This window comes from Mycolicibacterium arseniciresistens, from assembly GCF_030519285.1.
Lineage (GTDB): Bacteria > Actinomycetota > Actinomycetes > Mycobacteriales > Mycobacteriaceae > Mycobacterium > Mycobacterium arseniciresistens.
In genome coordinates, this window is record NZ_JAUMSQ010000571.1 from 1 (window position 1) to 665 (window position 665).

At 76.5% G+C, this 665-nt stretch carries 1 protein-coding gene; it reads left to right on the forward strand.

The window, feature by feature from the left end; translation table 11 throughout:
• The coding region (locus tag Q2100_RS31555; protein WP_302917165.1) for a UvrD-helicase domain-containing protein at positions 1-665 on the forward strand (665 nt) is incomplete at both ends.

Genomic DNA, 665 nt, shown 5'->3' on the forward strand with positions numbered 1-665 from the left:
GTCGGCGCCGCGCTGGAGGCCCTCGGCAGCGACCCCGATCTGCTGGCCGCCGAACGGGCCCGGCTGCGCGTGCTGCTCGTCGACGACGCCCAGCAGCTCGATCCGCAGGCCGCCCGGTTGGTGCGCGTGCTGGCCGCGGGCGCCGAATTGACGGTAATCGCGGGCGATCCCGACCAGGCGGTGTTCGGCTACCGCGGCGCGGACCCGCAACTGCTGCGCGGCGACGGCGACGGCGAGGTCGTGACGCTCACCGTCTCGCACCGCTGTGCGTCCGCGGTCACCGGCGTCATCACCGGGCTCGCCCGCCGGCTGCCTGCCGCGTCGGCGGTGCGCCACCTCACCGGCGATGCCACCCGCACCGGAACGGTCGGGGTGCGGGTGGCGGCGTCGCCGCACGCCGAGGCCGCCGTCATCGCCGACGCGCTGCGACGTGCCCATCTGGTCGACGGCGTGCCGTGGTCGCAGATGGCGGTCCTGGTCCGGTCGATGCCGCGCACGGGATCTGCTCTGGCGCGGGCGTTGTCGGCCGCCGGTGTGCCGGTCGACGTGCCACGGGCCGGCGCTCCGCTCGCCGATCTGCCTGCGGTGCGTGCGCTGCTGACCGTGCTCGAAGCCACCGCCGACGGCCTCGACGGCGCGCAGGCGGCCGAGCTGCTCACCGGGCC